This is a genomic window from Desulfosporosinus sp. BICA1-9, assembly GCF_000802135.1.
This window is the reverse complement of record NZ_JUEE01000058.1, coordinates 1-14,101: the sequence shown is the minus strand read 5'-3', so window position 1 is coordinate 14,101 and position 14,101 is coordinate 1. Positions and strand designations below refer to the sequence as shown.

The window sequence follows — 14,101 nt, the reverse complement described above, 5'->3', positions numbered from 1 at the left end:
GTCTGGGCCTCAGACAGCGTCAGGTTCTCCCTCGGCTGTGGGACGGAAATAACGAAGGATTTGCCGCCGGTGGTAAGAAAAGTTAGCTTTAACACCTTGCTTGTAATAATCGCCATTTTAATCACCTCCTAAAGATTTACTTTGACTTTTCATAGCTGGTCTTTCAGGCAGATTTTCCCGCTGCTTATTCATTAATAAGCTCCCAGTTTTTGCCGAGCACAACATTCAGCAGCGGATACTGGCTCAGACTTGATAGGGCAAGTGGTTGAAGGAATCGGTCAGTTACTCTCAGCGAACGGCCGATAGGTTAATGCAGTTCTGCGAAAAGTACGGGACGAAACTGCTTGCCTCCTCCGACAGTGACGGCCATCCAGATTCGTCACTGGTGACGAATCTGACCTACAACCAGGCGCTCATCCTCCTTGGGATCCCGGAAGAGGAGCGGGAGGAGTTTATCGCGGAGCATGATGTTGAGAGCATGACCAAATTGGAATTGCAGCAGGCTGTCAAGGACAGAGACCAGGCCATAGTAAAGGACTATAATCATTTCCAAAACTGAAAAAATGTATTGCCTTTCTATGCAAACGTGCAAAACGAGGGAGTTGTAGTTAATGCCTGATTATAGTAAAGAATTTCATCATGCAGAAAGCAGAGCAAAGAGAGCTAACGGCTGATCAGACAAATGAAGAAGAACTGGAACGATAAATTTATATACAATTCCTGCGAACTTTTAGAAGGAATAAATATTGCGTCTTTGTTACGTGCGAAAATACTTTTAGCTTATCTGTAAAATATTCAGAAGATAAAAATAAATATTTTGTAAAAGTATGATAGAAGATGTATTGTGATAATGAGACTTAAAGCACTTAACGAGAGAGGTACGAAGATGAAAGACATAGCTTTAATTGCTTCTTACCCAGAGCTTGCTGAATTGGGATTGGAAATAGCAAAGAAAATAGACGTTGACCTGGAGATAGAATATGGGTTGTTAGACGAAGCAGTACCGATTGCGAAAAGATTGCAGGATAATGGTTGTCAAGTCATTATTACCAGGGGTGGCACATACCGAGTATTAAAGCAGGCCAACCTTGGCATACCGATTGTGGACATTCGTTTCACGGGTTATGATTTTTTGCGTACCTTGCAAGAGGCCAGATCCGTCGGTTCCTACATTGGCGTTTTTGTGTCATGGAATATGGGATACGATATCAGCGACATCGGGGCTGTTCTTAATTTAAGGGTTAAAGAGTATTTTGTTGAGCCTGATAAAAAAACATATCCTGCTAAACTTAGGGTTGCAAAAAAAGAAAGCATAGACGTTATTGTTGCAGGCTTATCCGTATGTAGATGTGCTCAAGGTATGGGAATACCTTCTTTTCTGGTGCAATCAGGCAGAGAGTCTGTAGAGATTGCCCTGAATGAAGCGAAAGAATTAGCATCAATCCGCAGAGTGGAACAAGAGAAGGCCAACCGGATGCAAGCCATTTTGGAGTTTGCCTATGAGGGAATCATAGCTTTTGACATCGCTGGAAGTATAAATATGATTAACTTTGCAGCAGAAAAACTTTTAGGAATCCCGGAAAAACAGGCCTTAGGCCATGATTGGCGGGAGGTTATACCGGAATTTAAATTAGAAAACATAATAGCAAAAGGCCAACGTGAGATTGCCGCCCTAGCAGAGAGAAAAGGGAAACATTTTGTAATTAATAAGATTCCAATTTATGTTCGCAAAGAAAACGTTGGTGGAGTTGTCACCTTTCAGGAAGTCTCAGGATTGCAGAATATTGAGCAGGACATTCGCAAGAAGCTCAATCCAAAGGGGCATACAGCAAAGTATAGCTTCAATGAAATTATTGGAGAATCTTCGGAAATTAATCGGTGTATCAAAGCGGCTAAGGAGTTTGCCAAGGTGCAGTCTTCGGTATTAATACTTGGGGAAACCGGTGTAGGTAAAGAGCTTTTTGCCCAGAGTATACATAATGAAAGCAAGCGTAGCGATGGTCCGTTTGTTGCGATAAACTGTGCAGTTATTCCCGAAAATTTGCTGGAGAGTGAACTCTTTGGTTATTCAGAAGGGGCTTTCACAGGAGCGCGAAAAAAGGGCCGGGCAGGGCTATTCGAACAAGCACACGGTGGAACAATCTTTCTTGATGAACTTGGAGAAATGGCACCGAAAATCCAAGCGCGCCTGCTACGGGTTTTAGAGGAAAAAGAAGTCATGAGGTTAGGCGACGAAAAGGTTATTACGATTGATGTCAGGGTGATTGCAGCGACCAATAAGAATCTCAGAGAGCTAATCGAGCAAAGGTTGTTTCGAGAAGATTTATTCTACAGACTGAACGTTCTTAAACTAACGGTTCCGGCGTTGCGCCAACGTAATACGGATATTCCACTATTGGTATGTCACTTCCTGAAACTTTATAACTGTAAGTTTGGTAAATACGTTATCGGGTGTTCAGATGAGGCTATGCGTTCTCTCATTAGCAATAGTTGGCCCGGAAACATACGGCAGCTGGAAAATTTAATCGAGTGTCTGGTCGTACAGACGGGCAACTCAATCATCACAGTCGATGATGTAGGAGCTGTATTATCAGAATCACAAGACATTCAGCAAAATAACAAACTAAAAGATGATGGTCGGAATGAACACCAACCTGAGTTAACTGTGGATATTAACAAAATAAGAATGCTTGAGGACTATGAAGAAGATCTAATCAAAAGAACTTTAGAAGAAACTCAATATAACTATTCCAAGACTGCTCATATTCTGGGGATAAACAGAACAACCTTGTGGCGAAAATTAAAGAAGCAAAAATGAGGATATCATAAGATCTATTAAAAAAACACGCTACAGGATGCATATTGCAACATTATGATGCGTCATAAAGCATAAAGATGCAAAACGCATCATCGAGCTGTGGGGAATTTTAATGGGTATATGTAAGATCTAAAATTCATATTATCCGATACAACCAAGCGATTAAGCTTGTTAAACAGTTAATAGACCTTGCTATTAGAAAAAACTTAATACGGGAATCCGCTGTACATGCAGTATTTAAATACTATAAATTTTTATAATACAATTAGACAACGACCTGGCAACCTAGAAATGCTAGGTTGTTTTTTATTTCATCCCTTCTCAATGAATATTGGCACTATTCTTGCAATTACTATTAATAGCTTCAATACTCACAAATAATTTTTAGGGGGACTTAAAATTGGATCAAATGACACCACGAGAAAGAGTTCTGACCGCTTTAAAACTTGGTCAAACTGACAGAGTGCCTTGGGTGGAAAGCTACATTCACCCGAGCCTAGTTAACAAAATCCTTGGCAGAGAGATCACTCCCATTAAAGGTGCTCGCCTTTCACCTGAAATCCATGAAAAACTATGTGTGGACAATATCACCTTTGATCTGAGGCCACCTATTTACGCACAGATCGAAAAACATGGTGACTTGGAAATGGTTCGGGAGCCGTGGCTGAAGGGATGGGAGGATCTAGAAAAACTTAAAAAATGGCTCCCTGATCCCGATGATAACACTTTATATGAAGGCGCTAAGGAGTTTTTGAAACATAAAGGCGACTATGCGGCTCTGGCAAGCATCCGCCTGGGGATAAGCCCTGTGTATAACAGTATGGGTTACGAGGATTTCGTGTATGCTCTTGCCGATGAACCCGAATTTGTCGAGGCTGCGATTAATGTCTATGGTGGATGGTGTTCCAAAATAATAGACAGGGTCAATGACATGGATTTTGATTTTGTGTTCATTTCTGAAGATATTGCATTTCAGAATGGGCCGATGGTGACTCCCAGGGTATACGAAGAGTATATTTTCCCGCATGCCAAGAAGATTGTGGATAAAATTGCTCTACCAAAGATTTACCATTCTGATGGGGATTTTATGGCATTAATGGATTATATACTTCAGTACAACCCTGCAGGCATTGCCAACTTAGAACCGCCGGTTATGGACATCTTTAAGCTCAAAGAAAGTCACGGAGACAAGGTCTGCCTAATGGGAAATATCGATCTTCACTACACCTTAACGCGGGGGACCCCTGAAGAGACCGCCGCAGAGGTTAAAGAAAAACTGGAACGAGTTGGCAAGGGCGGAGGGTACATTATTGCTAGCGCCAATGGATTGGCCTCTTACTGCAAACCAGAAAACGTCATGGCTATGAACGATACGATATTAAAATATGGGTGGAACAAATAAAAATACAAGCGACACTTAGCAAGTATTAAAGATTCACAAGGAGGAACGATTTGTGTCTGTATTAGAACAAATTAAGGAATTTGTTATTGCCGGAAGTGCTAAAAAGGTGAAAGAGTATACCGAGCAAGCTGTAGCTGAAGGTTTGGATGCATCAACAATTCTTAACGATGGGTTAATTACTGGAATGAACGTCGTTGGAATTCGCTTTAAGGCAAATGAAGTCTATGTTCCAGAGGTCTTGATGTCAGCCAGGGCTATGCATACGGGTTTAGCTGTTGTTAAACCTTTGATTGTAAATGCAGGTATTAAGGAAAAGGGCGTTGTCGCAATTGGCACAGTTCAAGGCGATCTCCATGATATCGGTAAGAACTTAGTAATTATGATGTTAGAAGGTGCCGGCTACAAAGTAATTGACATTGGCGTAGATGTATCTACAGAAAAGTTCATTCAAGTCATCGAAGAGCAGCAACCGCAAATCGTTGGGGTGTCAGCATTGCTTACGACTACCATGACTCAAATGCAGCATACTGTCGAAAAACTTCAAGCTTACAGGGACAAAATAAAAATTATTATCGGTGGAGCTCCTGTCACTCAGGCGTTTGCAGATGAAATTGGAGCAGATGGATACGCTGCCGATGCAGCCAGTACGGTCGACTTAGTCCAGAAACTTACGTCTATCTAATTATGGTAATAACACTTAAACAATCTTCAAAGATATGTCAAGAGTTGTCGTATGAGAAATTGAACTTGAATGCTATACGGTCTAAATTTTGCGCTAGCCATTTATTGATAAGGGGGGTGCATCCTTGTTGCGGTTTTTTAGGGTATTAGACAGATGTTTAGATTTTTTTGCCGAATGTGTGACCATACTCATGTGCGGCACAATATTATTTGGTGTTGCATCGCGGTATATTTTTAGGTTTTCTACCTACGGTCTTGATGAAATAGTACGGTTTTCTTTGATTTGGATGACATTTTTGGGTGCTGTTCTTGCGACGCGTGACCGAAAAGAGATAGCTATTGATGTTTTGAGTAGCCACCTTCCATTAATAGGGAAACGAATAGTAAAGGGAATCAGCGATCTTTTAACCTTGTTTCTTTTAGTTTTTTTAGCAGGTTATGGCTGGAAGATGACCGTTTTTCAGCATACAATTTTAACTTCAGACTTACAGCTGCCGGGCAGTGTGATGTATATTGTTGTCCCTGGAAGTGCCATATTAATGGGTTTATACTTGTTTGTGCGAAGAATTAGGGAAAGAGCACCCAAAGAAGTTTAGGAGGGGACATAGGTGGCGATAGTTATTATTATTCTCCTGCTCGGGCTGATCGTAATAGAAGTTCCCATAGGTATTTCGATGGGACTGTCTGCTGTTTTATATTTTCTACTTTCTGGATTACCCATGGAAGTTATAATCCAAAAAGCGGTGGGTGGAGTCAATAGCTTTGAATTGACTGCAATACCCATGTTTATGCTTGCTGGAGAGCTAATGAGTTCAGGAGGTGTGAGCCGGCGTTTAGTTAAGTTTACCACCAGCCTAGTAGGCCATTTCAAGGGTGGCTTTGGAAATGCCACTGTACTCACATGTATGATTTTTGGAGGAGCTACAGGCTCAACTATGGCTGAAATCGCTGCAGTTGGTCCATTAACCATTCCAGGTATGGTTAAACAAGGCTACAAGAGGGAATTTGCAGCGGCAATTGTAGGGGTTGCTTCAGAACTTGGGCCGATTATCCCGCCCAGTATTCAGTTTATTATTGTAGCGTCCTTGGCTCAACTGTCGGTGGGAAAGCTGCTATTATCAGGACTCATTCCAGGCATTCTGATCGGACTTCTGTTGATGGTAGTTGTTTATATCATATCGAGAATCAAAGGTTATCCTACAGAAAGGATGCCGAGAGCATCTCTCAAAACGGTTATAAAGGATACAAAAGAGAGTTTTTTCGCCATATTAATGCCGGTCGTTTTAATCGGCGGCATGGTGTCTGGTATTTTTACTCCTACTGAATCTGCAGGAATAGGAGTTTTATATGCATTGATAGTCAGTACTCTAATATATAAAGAGTTATCACTAAAAGACATCTATCAAGCCTGTGTCAAGACAGTAGTATCGGCAGGTACGATCATGTTCATTATTGCGATGGCTAATCTCTATGCTTACATGTTGACAAGAGAGCAGATTGGTCAGTCGGTAGCTCAGGCAATTGGCAGTATAGGAGCTTCGCCGAGTATAACTCTTCTTTTGGTAGTTGTATGTATGATTCCAGTTGGAATGGTATTATCTTCGACGCCTGCCTTAATGCTTTTAGTGCCTATTTTGGTTCCCTTTTCCAAGACCCTGAATATGGATCCGATAATGTTCTTTGCTGTCGTGACTATGTCTTCTCTTATCGGTTCATTGACTCCGCCAGTTGCATTATCACTATATTTGACCAGCCAAATTGCAGAAACAAAACCCGAAAAGACTTTCATCCAGATGATTCCACTTATTTCGGTGATATATGTTGTCCTTGTCGCGTGTAGTTTTATACCTAGCATGACTACTTGGATACCTAATATGGTTTATAAATAAACCATAAAAATTAAACCCCAAAAAATTTATGAAAGGAATGATTATTGAGAAAATTAAAAAAGACGGGCTGTCAATTGTACTTTAAGAAAATCAAAAATAAAGGGAGGAAACCAAATGAAAAAATTATTTGTTATTTTGCTCAGCTTTTCTTTACTTGTATTAACAGGTTGTAGCAGCTCCGCTGATAATAAAAGCAACACCAGTGGAACTTCAAGTGCTTCGGACGGGAAGGTATATACTTTAAAACTAGGTAATAATAATAGCTCCCAAAGTATAACTAATGCTGCCTTCTTAAATTATGCTAAAGCGGTGGAGAAACAAACCAATGGGAGGCTGAAAATTGACGTATATCCTGGTAATCAATTGGGAACTAACGAAGAAATGGTCCAAGAGGTATCTTTAGGGTCATTGGACATGGTTTCAGTGGGAGTATCCTTGATTGGCAGTGTAGGCATTGATGAAGCAAACGTCATGAAAGTACCGTTTTTATTCGATAATGTCGGTCAAGTTAAAAAATTTATTAATGAACAAGACGGGAAAATTATTTACGATAAAGCAGCATCCAAAAACATTAAATTATTGACAACTTCTATAGAGAGGATGCCTCGTGAGATGATGTCAAAAACACCTATTTTAACACCGGAGGATTTAAAGGGTAAATTGGTTAGAGGCGGTGATGCGGCAACGAATCAGGCACTAAAAGTACTCAAGGCGGTACCAACATCAGTCGCTTTAAAAGAAGCATATACAGCTTTTCAACAAGGTGTCGTAGATGTGGTTGAGCTACCCATGGATTACCTTTATGATTTATCTCTTTATGAAGTCGGCAAAAACGTTGCCTTGACAAACCATATTTATGATGTTCAACTTTTAGCTATGTCGTCAAAGAGTTTAGCCAATTTGCCACAGGATTTGCAAAAAGCTCTTACAGATAACATTGCTAGTTTAGTTGAGGAAAATAACTCAAAAATGAAGTCTTCATATGATGATTATGTCAATAAACTTAAAGATAAAGGTGTTAAGTTCAACGAGATAGACCGAAGTAAATTTAAGGCAATAGTTATGCAAGCTTATCCGGAATTAGAAAAACAATGGCCTTCGATCAAGCCAATATTGGAAAAACTATTAAAAAAATAAGGACATTGGATAGAAATATGGGGCACTTTAACTTAAATTGCTAGAAACATGAACTAACCACAATACGTAACCTGACTGGTTAGCCCGTTCGGAGGGTGTCAGGGCAGTCACTATCTCAGGTGGTGAAGCCTTGACACCCTGTTCCAATTCAGAGTTTAATTTAGAACCATTTTGTCGCGTTGTGTTCCTAAAATATCCACTTTTATAAGGAGTGTTTGTATGTTGCTCATTGGTGAATTAATTAATACGAGCCGCAAGGCGATTCTGGCGGCTATGGAAGCTCAGGACAGCACATATATTGCTGACATTGTCAAAAAGCAGGACGAAGCAGATGCCGATTATATTGATGTCAATTGTGGCAGCATCATCGGCAAAGAAGTAGAGAGTATGGAATGGCTCATTAATGTTGTTCAAAGTGTAACAAGAAAGCCACTTTGTATTGACAGCCCAAATCCCAATGCTATAAAAGCTGGTTTGGCTTTAGTGAAAAACGGACAACCCATGATTAATTCGATTTCGGCAGAAAGTGAACGATTTGCAGCAGTTCTACCTAGTGTACTTTCACCACCAAGTTAATCGCCATGCGTGACGCACTAAAAAAAGGAGCAGGTTTAACCTGCTCCTCAGATCTAATGATGTTATAGTGGCAATTCATGAATTGCCCTTACGGGCCTTAGTTCCACTTTTGATCAGCTAGACGTTTGTAAGAATCATAGCGGACCTTGGCATATTTTTCAGCACCTTCATAGAGTTCTTCTGCACTTTCAGGGAAAATATTCAGCAAGGAAGAGTAACGAACTTCGCCCATGATGAATTCACGGAATGACATAGTTGGCTCTTTAGAATCTAGGCTAAATGGATTCTTGCCTTCCTCGATCAGATCTGGGTTAAAGTGATAGAGATGCCAGTAACCGGAATCAACTGCTTTCTTCGACTCTTGTAAACTCATGGTCATACCTGCCTCCAGGCCATGGCTGATACAGGGCGAGTAAGCAATAATCAACGAAGGTCCTTTATAAGCTTCGGCTTCCTTAATCACCTTAATCGTTTGAGCCATGTTAGCACCCAAAGCAATTTGCGCGACATAAACATATCCATAACTCATAGCCATCATGCCTAGGTCTTTCTTCCGAATCTTCTTACCCGCTGCAGCGAATTTGGCTACAGCTGCTCTAGGAGTCGACTTGGAAGACTGTCCTCCAGTATTGGAGTAAACCTCGGTATCCATGACAAAAATATTCACATCGTCACCGGAAGCTAAGACGTGGTCTAATCCGCCAAATCCGATATCATAAGCCCAACCGTCTCCACCGAGGATCCACTGAGACTTTTTAATCAGATTATCTTTTAAAGCAATAATTTCTGCGAGGACTTTGTTATCCCCGACGTATCCTTTAAGTCCAGCAAGGACCTTAGCTGTCGCTGCTTTAGAAGCGTCAGCATCATCCCAACCCGTAAGCCACTCTTGGAAAGCTTCCTTCAGCTCAGCACTAATCTCCATCTCCAACGCTTGATTCAGCAAATCAACGAGTTTTTCACGGAGTTGATGAACTCCCAAGTACATTCCATAGCCGAACTCTGCGGTGTCTTCAAATAAGGAATTAGCCCAACTCGGTCCTTTACCTTCTTGGTTAGTGGTATAGGGAACTGCTGGAGCACTGCCTCCCCAGATAGAGCTACAGCCAGTCGCATTGGCAATCATCATACGGTCGCCATAAAGTTGAGTGATCAGTTTGATATAAGGTGTTTCACCGCACCCTGGGCAGGCACCGTTGAACTCTAGTAACGGTTGAGAAAACTGGCTACCTTTAACTGTATTCACGTCAAAAAGTTTGCTCTTGTTTGTGAGGGTCATCGCAAACTCCCAGTTCACGGCTTGTTGTTCCATTTGTTCCGCTGCTGGTTTCATGATCAGAGCTTTACCTTTAGCTGGACAAACTTCAGCACAGTTCCCACATCCAGTGCAATCTAACGTACTCACCTGAACACGGAATTGCAGACCTTCAGCCCCTTTACCGGCCGCTCTCTTGGTTGCGAAAGTTTCCAGAATGTTTTTCTCCTTTTTGTTTAGCTTCTCATCTACCAGCTTTTCCCGAAGTTTCTTGATCTTGAAGTGAGCATTAGCATAATAATTTTCTAATTTCTCGGCCTCGTTCATTAAGAACGGGCGAATCGCCGCGTGTGCGGCCGCTTCGTTGCCATCCATAGTTTTCACTTTAGCCATTATTCGCATCCTCCCAGTATGTGATGTAAGAAATCTAACTTCAAGGCTTTTTGGAGGGTGTACCCTCCTTGCTATCCCCTAAGTCCAAAAAATAATAATACTACTATGTGAAAGTTTTTAATAGTCTGAAAGATAACTACAAAAAAATATAATTCTACCTATAATTAAAATGTCGCCGTTTGTTAAGGAACTATTTCACATATGGTCCAAATGGTTTCCCTTTAGACTGAAGTATACCCCTTAATTGTTTCATTCGTCTATAATTTATAGTCATGTATCTTGAATACAATTCCTCAAGACCTAAACAGTACCCAATTAACACCTATTAGATCCCCACTAATTTGGAGCACAGTTAAGGCTAAAACGCCGGGAAACCCAAAAGACCAACCATTATGCAAATGAAACCATTAAAGAATTTACTTAAGGACTATTGACGAGTATGAATTCGCATTGTATACTTACTGAATTAATAGTGAGTAGTTATGAGAAGCATAATGAACACAATACTCCTATGAGAGTTGAAATACAATGTCATAATTGCGGAATTACACTTTTAGCGAACTCTTCATTCTGTAGTGAGTTCGAAATAGGCTAAATAGTTTAATAATCGTCATGTACTTATAGCTTTACTTTATTTGAAAAGTAATTTATTAAGGAGGATAGAAATGGATACTCCAAAATATACAAAAGGTCAAATCGAGGCACAAATAAGTGAAGCTGTAAGTAAGTTTGAGAAGGAGTATATGGGGCGTGGTCCTAAGGACATCAAAACAAAGATAATCCAAAACCACATATTGATAATTATTGATGGGTTTTTGAGTCAGTCTGAACAAAGGCTTGCTGAAAACAACCAAGGTATAAAACTAATTAAAGATATGAGGACGGCTTTGTTTGAAAATGCTAGAAATCACTTGGAAGAACTAATAAATGATATAGTTAATATTAAAGTTGTCAGTATGCACTCTGACGTAAGCACAAAGACTGGGGAAAAAGTAATTGTTCTAACAGTTGGTTGTGATATTGAGGAAAGAATATAATCCAAAATAATATTTTGGTTGACCAAGCGAAGGGTATGAAATACTTGTTGCAGTGTAGGCCAATATTTATAAACTTGATTAATCAAGTTTATAAATATTGGCCTTTTTTTATTAAGTTTAATGTGAAAGGAAGTGGCAATATGAATAGAAACAAAGAACCAAAGGTGGCAGTAATAATGGGAAGTGACTCTGATTTCCCAGTTTTAAAAGGGTGTGTCAAGCTCCTAGGAGAATTTGGAATAAAGACAGAGGTTTCAGTAATATCTGCTCATAGAACACCAGAAAGTGCTAGTGAGTTTGCTAAAGCTGCTGAGAAAAATGGCTTTAGTGTCATAATTGCAGCAGCAGGCAAAGCTGCACATTTGGCGGGAGTTATTGCGGCATATTCAACCCTACCTGTTATAGGAATACCTATAAAGTCTTCTACACTTGATGGCTTGGATTCACTACTATCTATTGTACAGATGCCATCAGGTATACCTGTTGCTACCGTTGCAATAGATGGGGCAGAAAATGCGGCTATTCTAGCAGCGCAAATAATTGCTTTATGGCACGATGAAATTAGGGATAAAATCAAAGATTACAAATCCCAGTTGGCAAAAAAGGTTGAAGAAAAAGACAGGGCATTGAAAGAAAAAATAGCAGAAGAGGTGTTAAGAAAATGATGAATAATGATATGAATTTAGGCATTCCGCTTTTAATTAAAGGTAAGGTTAGAGATGTATATGATCTGGATGACAAGCTTCTGATCGTCGTATCTGATAGAATATCAGCATTTGATGTGGTATTTCCTAATCAAATTCCGAATAAGGGAAGGGTGCTAAATAAAATTTCAGAGTTTTGGTTCAACTATACCAAGGATATTGTGGATAACCACATGATAAGTACGGATATTGATGAATATCCAAAATCACTTTTAGAATACAAGGAATATTTGAAGGACAGATCAATGCTGGTAAAGAAGGTAGAAATGATCAAAGCGGAATGCATAGTAAGAGGTTATCTTACAGGTTCAGCTTTGAAAGAGTATGAGAAGAACAAGAGTATTTGTGGAATTAAACTTCCAGAAAGTCTTAAGGAGAGTTCCAAGTTAATTGAACCAATCTTTACGCCGACAACAAAAGCCCATCAGGGTCATGACGAGAATATTACTACAAATGAATTGGAAAATCTGATCGGCAAGGAATTAACGCAGAAAATTATGGAGGTTAGTATAACACTCTATGTCAGAGCGAGCAAGCATGCAGAAAGCAAAGGTCTAATACTTGCAGACTCGAAATTTGAATTTGGTATTCTAGATGGGACTCTTATACTTGCAGATGAGCTTTTCACGCCTGATTCATCGAGATTTTGGGCTTTAGATGAATATGAGATTGGAAAGTCTCAGAAGAGCTTTGATAAGCAGTCTGTACGTGACTATCTGGAAAGAATAGGTTGGAATAAAACACCTCCTGCACCAAATCTCCCTAATGATGTTATAAAGCAAACTGAACAAAAGTATTTGGAAGCATATGAGAAAATTACAGGGCTTAAACTAGTGTGATTTTTATGAAGGGGTATTTTAATAGACAAATGCGTTTAAGACAGAATATCTTGATCTAGTCCCTATGAGGATGTGCAATAAATATTTAATAGGAGTGATAACATGCAAATTATAAAGATAACGAATGATAAACAAATTCCTTCTATTTATACGAAGACACCTATTAGTGAGCTTATATCATACCAAAATTTAAATGCAGAACTTAAAGGATATAATTCTGCTGAACTTTTTATTGGGATGTGCATGGATAATAGAAAGCAATTGCGTATACCTGAAAATTTTGCTTATATAATAAGAACTGGCGGAGCGAACTTGAGATATAGTGAATTTAAGGTATCTTACGCCATTGCAATTGGTGGAGTGAAATATATTGCATTAATTGCTCATGATAATTGTGGTATGGTGAACCTGATTTCAAAAAAGGCGAATTTTATTGATGGATTGTGTAGAAATGCGAATTGGGATAGAAAAAGGGCAGAAGAACATTTCATGAACTATGCTCCCATGTTTGAAATTGATAATGAAGTGGAATTTGTTGTGAATGAGTCTAAAAGACTTTCTGAGAAATATCTGGGAGTGCAAGTTGTTCCACTTCTATATACAATTGAAGATAATATGTTGAGTATAATTTTGGAGTAGAATGACGAGAATCACAGGGCCGCCATTTGAATGCAAGTGAGGATGAAAAGCTCTTAGAACATGGACCATGATTCATTCGCGATAGTTTCTAAGACGATCCAAAGTCGCGATGAAGCGGATGAGGATAGTTATAGTGGCTCGGATGTAAAGACAAAAAAATCAAAAAGATAATGTACCAGATATTGCATATTAGTAGTCTACTTTTCTATTGTAGAACGATGCGATAAGGAAACTCTAATGCAGCGTCATTACAGTAAGGATTGTATCAGAAAGAAAAAGGAATACATGGTTAAACAGAGTAATTATGTGCTTGTGGTATGGAACGGCAAATTCGGCGGCTCGGGGAAACTCCTTTCTATTGCTCGCACCCTAGGAAAGATTGTGATTCTGATTGACGCCAATACCTATGAAGTGCGACTGATTTGAAAAAACTAGCGGCACAGCCCAATGAACCCTATTAGCCCATAACTGGGGTGTTATGAATGACGAACCGACAGTCATCAGGGATGTTATACATTCCGGGAAAATTTCCAGGGAGAAGGGATACTGATTCTGGACTCTTTGGAGGGGGCCTCTCTGGCGGATGTTTCTCTGCAGGAGGATGCTGTCCCAGACTGAATAAAGCTGCCGCAACATCATAAACATCCTGTTCGGAGGCGTCAGCCTTCAGGTCATTTAGGCTTTTCTGCTTGAGGATAGAGAAACTCTCAAACAGGATGCTCAAGAGGGGA

The 14,101-nt window shown here is 39.9% G+C and carries 13 protein-coding genes and 3 pseudogenes; 13 read left to right on the top strand and 3 right to left on the bottom strand.

Features of this window, described 5'->3' with window-relative positions; genetic code table 11:
- On the bottom strand, positions 1 to 116 hold a 116-nt coding region (locus tag JL57_RS33820; RefSeq protein ID WP_291299823.1), incomplete at its 3' end, for a DUF2922 domain-containing protein.
- Positions 117 to 256: 140 nt separating this feature from the next.
- On the opposite strand from JL57_RS33820, the pseudogene JL57_RS07700 reads away from it, so the two are divergent.
- The 8 genes and pseudogenes from JL57_RS07700 to JL57_RS07665 all read left to right on the top strand — a co-directional run.
- A pseudogene (locus JL57_RS07700) lies at positions 257 to 526 on the top strand (DUF3102 domain-containing protein); the annotation flags it as partial.
- Positions 527 to 886: 360 nt separating this feature from the next.
- Positions 887 to 2,818: a sigma 54-interacting transcriptional regulator gene (locus tag JL57_RS07695; protein WP_034141473.1), complete on the top strand. Its 1,932-nt coding sequence runs from the start codon at positions 887 to 889 to the stop codon at positions 2,816 to 2,818.
- Positions 2,819 to 3,227: 409 nt separating this feature from the next.
- Positions 3,228 to 4,220: a uroporphyrinogen decarboxylase family protein gene (locus JL57_RS07690; RefSeq protein WP_291299822.1), complete on the top strand. Its 993-nt coding sequence runs from the start codon at positions 3,228 to 3,230 to the stop codon at positions 4,218 to 4,220.
- 52 nt (positions 4,221 to 4,272) lie between these two features.
- Positions 4,273 to 4,902: a B12-binding domain-containing protein gene (locus JL57_RS07685; protein WP_034141471.1), complete on the top strand. Its 630-nt coding sequence runs from the start codon at positions 4,273 to 4,275 to the stop codon at positions 4,900 to 4,902.
- A gap of 124 nt (positions 4,903 to 5,026) precedes the next feature.
- Positions 5,027 to 5,497, top strand: a complete 471-nt coding sequence (locus JL57_RS33815) for a TRAP transporter small permease (RefSeq protein WP_291299821.1) — start codon at positions 5,027 to 5,029, stop codon at positions 5,495 to 5,497.
- A 12-nt stretch (positions 5,498 to 5,509) separates the two neighbouring features.
- Complete coding sequence (locus tag JL57_RS07675; protein WP_034141470.1) at positions 5,510 to 6,790, top strand: TRAP transporter large permease; 1,281 nt, start codon at positions 5,510 to 5,512, stop codon at positions 6,788 to 6,790.
- A gap of 114 nt (positions 6,791 to 6,904) precedes the next feature.
- On the top strand, positions 6,905 to 7,927 hold the full coding sequence (locus tag JL57_RS07670) for a TRAP transporter substrate-binding protein (RefSeq protein ID WP_034141469.1): 1,023 nt from the start codon (positions 6,905 to 6,907) through the stop codon (positions 7,925 to 7,927).
- A gap of 219 nt (positions 7,928 to 8,146) precedes the next feature.
- The gene (locus JL57_RS07665; protein ID WP_291299820.1) at positions 8,147 to 8,503 is read left to right on the top strand and encodes a dihydropteroate synthase; all 357 of its coding nucleotides are present in this window, start codon (positions 8,147 to 8,149) and stop codon (positions 8,501 to 8,503) included.
- A gap of 97 nt (positions 8,504 to 8,600) precedes the next feature.
- On the opposite strand, the pseudogene JL57_RS07660 reads toward JL57_RS07665, so the two are convergent.
- Positions 8,601 to 9,971, bottom strand: a pseudogene (locus JL57_RS07660) (thiamine pyrophosphate-dependent enzyme); the annotation flags it as partial.
- 845 nt (positions 9,972 to 10,816) lie between these two features.
- Between JL57_RS07660 and JL57_RS07655 the strand changes: the two are divergent.
- The 5 genes from JL57_RS07655 to JL57_RS07635 all read left to right on the top strand — a co-directional run bounded on the left by JL57_RS07655 (position 10,817) and on the right by JL57_RS07635 (position 13,796).
- Positions 10,817 to 11,188 carry a DUF2294 domain-containing protein gene (locus JL57_RS07655; protein ID WP_034141468.1) on the top strand — a complete coding sequence of 124 codons (372 nt, stop codon included), beginning with the start codon at positions 10,817 to 10,819 and terminating at the stop codon, positions 11,186 to 11,188.
- Positions 11,189 to 11,328: 140 nt separating this feature from the next.
- Entirely contained in the window at positions 11,329 to 11,853 is a 525-nt protein-coding gene (gene purE / locus JL57_RS07650; protein WP_034141467.1) for a 5-(carboxyamino)imidazole ribonucleotide mutase, read from the top strand.
- Positions 11,850 to 12,731 carry a phosphoribosylaminoimidazolesuccinocarboxamide synthase gene (locus JL57_RS07645; RefSeq protein WP_034141466.1) on the top strand — a complete coding sequence of 294 codons (882 nt, stop codon included), beginning with the start codon at positions 11,850 to 11,852 and terminating at the stop codon, positions 12,729 to 12,731. Before purE ends, JL57_RS07645 begins: the two co-directional genes overlap by 4 nt.
- Before the next feature lie 102 nt (positions 12,732 to 12,833).
- Entirely contained in the window at positions 12,834 to 13,370 is a 537-nt protein-coding gene (locus JL57_RS07640) for a carbonic anhydrase (protein ID WP_034141465.1), read from the top strand.
- A 237-nt stretch (positions 13,371 to 13,607) separates the two neighbouring features.
- Positions 13,608 to 13,796, top strand: coding sequence for a hypothetical protein (locus JL57_RS07635; protein WP_291299819.1), 189 nt, complete (start codon positions 13,608 to 13,610; stop codon positions 13,794 to 13,796).
- Positions 13,797 to 13,968: 172 nt separating this feature from the next.
- On the opposite strand, the pseudogene JL57_RS33810 reads toward JL57_RS07635, so the two are convergent.
- Positions 13,969 to 14,101 (bottom strand): annotated as a pseudogene (locus JL57_RS33810) (DUF1659 domain-containing protein); the annotation flags it as partial.

Coding starts and splice junctions, on each gene's coding strand:
- JL57_RS07690 (WP_291299822.1), top strand. CDS start 3,228: ATGACACCACGAGAAAGAGTTCTGACCGCTTTAAAACTTGGTCAAACT.
- JL57_RS07695 (WP_034141473.1), top strand. CDS start 887: ATGAAAGACATAGCTTTAATTGCTTCTTACCCAGAGCTTGCTGAATTG.
- JL57_RS07635 (WP_291299819.1), top strand. CDS start 13,608: ATGCAGCGTCATTACAGTAAGGATTGTATCAGAAAGAAAAAGGAATAC.
- JL57_RS07655 (WP_034141468.1), top strand. CDS start 10,817: ATGGATACTCCAAAATATACAAAAGGTCAAATCGAGGCACAAATAAGT.
- JL57_RS07665 (WP_291299820.1), top strand. CDS start 8,147: ATGTTGCTCATTGGTGAATTAATTAATACGAGCCGCAAGGCGATTCTG.
- JL57_RS07640 (WP_034141465.1), top strand. CDS start 12,834: ATGCAAATTATAAAGATAACGAATGATAAACAAATTCCTTCTATTTAT.
- purE (WP_034141467.1), top strand. CDS start 11,329: ATGAATAGAAACAAAGAACCAAAGGTGGCAGTAATAATGGGAAGTGAC.
- JL57_RS07645 (WP_034141466.1), top strand. CDS start 11,850: ATGATGAATAATGATATGAATTTAGGCATTCCGCTTTTAATTAAAGGT.
- JL57_RS07670 (WP_034141469.1), top strand. CDS start 6,905: ATGAAAAAATTATTTGTTATTTTGCTCAGCTTTTCTTTACTTGTATTA.